The organism is Noviherbaspirillum album (assembly GCF_035916955.1).
In the GTDB taxonomy this organism is placed as follows: Bacteria; Pseudomonadota; Gammaproteobacteria; order Burkholderiales; family Burkholderiaceae_D; genus Noviherbaspirillum; species Noviherbaspirillum album.
In genome coordinates this window covers 1-1,562 of sequence record NZ_JAWIIV010000106.1, presented here as the reverse complement: position 1 = coordinate 1,562, position 1,562 = coordinate 1, and the positions used below count along the sequence as shown (strand labels likewise).

2 protein-coding genes are annotated in these 1,562 nt (G+C 63.3%); both read right to left on the bottom strand.

What is annotated here, in order from left to right; all coding sequences use genetic code 11:
• The coding region (locus RY831_RS32890; RefSeq protein WP_326510486.1) for an ABC transporter ATP-binding protein at positions 1-674 on the bottom strand (674 nt) is incomplete at its 3' end.
• Between the two features lie 85 nt (positions 675-759).
• Entirely contained in the window at positions 760-1,530 is a 771-nt protein-coding gene (locus RY831_RS32885; protein ID WP_326510485.1) for an ABC transporter ATP-binding protein, read from the bottom strand.
• Positions 1,531-1,562 lie beyond the last annotated feature (32 nt).

Here is a 1,562-nt window from a genome sequence, read left to right as displayed (position 1 = left end):
GCCGCATTCGCGCGCAGCTCGTCGGGCGTGCCTTCGAACACGATCGCGCCGTGACCCATCACGTACACCCGCTGCGAGATCTCCATCGCAATCGCCAGCTTCTGCTCCACCAGCAGCACCGAGATGCCACGGTTCTTCAGCTCCATCAGGTACTCGGCCACCAGCTCCACGATCTTCGGCGCCAGGCCTTCGGTCGGTTCGTCGATCATGATCAGGTCCGGGTCGCCCATCAGCGTGCGGCACAGCGTCAGCATCTGCTGTTCGCCGCCCGACAGCACACCGGCCGGCGTGTGCTGGCGTTCCTTCAAGCGCGGGAACATCTTGTACATGTCCTCCATGCTCCAGCGCGACTTCTTCCCTTTCTTCTCGCCCAGCATCAGGTTCTGTTCCACCGAGAGCGTCGGAAACACGTCCCGGTTCTCCGGCACGTAGCCCAGCCCCCGGTGCGCGATCTCGAACGCCTTGAGACCGGTGATCTCCTGTCCCTTGAACTTGATCGAGCCCGTCACGTCGACCTGGCCCATGGTCGATTTCACCGTGGTCGAGCGGCCCACCCCATTGCGCCCCAGCAGGCTCACGATCTCGCCCTCGCCCACCCTCAGGTCCACCCCGTGCAGCACGTGGCTCTTGCCGTAGTATGCGTGCAGGTCCTTGATTTCCAGTAATGCTGTCATTTATTTATGTCTCCTGATTGCTTTCGGCGTCCCCACGGTCCGGCTGCCAGGCCGGACCGCTTCCGCGGGAGCAAGGCATGCCTTGCTAAACCCCCGCTTCAGCCGTAGGTGCATGCCCGCCCAGATAGGCTTCCTGCACTTTCGCGTTGCCGCGTATGTTCTGCGGCGTGTCGCAGGCGATCACTTCGCCGTACACCACCACCGCGATCTTGTCCGCCAGGCCGAACACCACGCTCATGTCGTGCTCGACCATCAAGAGCGTCTTGCCCACCGTGACCTTGCGGATCAGTTCCACCGCCGCATCGGATTCCGAGCGGCTCATGCCTGCCGTCGGTTCGTCCAGCAGGATCACTTCCGCGCCGCCGGCAATGGTGATGCCGATCTCCAGCGCCCGCTGCTCGGCATAGGTCAGCAGGCCCGCCGCTATGTCGCGCCGGCGCTTCAGCCCGATCTGCTCGAGCACCGCCTCGGCCCGCTCATGCGCATCCTTCAAGCCGCCCAGCCGGTGCCAGAACGAGTACTTGTAGCCCAGCGACCACAGCACCGCGCAGCGCAGGTTCTCGTATACCGACAGCCGGTGGAAGATGTTGGTGATCTGGAAGCTGCGCGACAGTCCGCTGCGGTTGATCTCGAACGGACGCAGGCCGAGGATGCTCTTGCCATTGAGCAGGATATCGCCCGAACTGACCGGGAAGCGTCCCGAGATCAGGTTGAACAGCGTGGACTTGCCGGCGCCGTTGGGTCCGATGATGGCGAAGCGCTCGCCCTTGGGCACCGCGAGATTGGCCCCGCGGATGATCTCGGACTTGCCGAAGCTCTTGCGCACGTTCTTGAGTTCGAGTGCATATGCGCTCATGCTGCCCCCTTGCGGATCTGTTCTTCGATTTC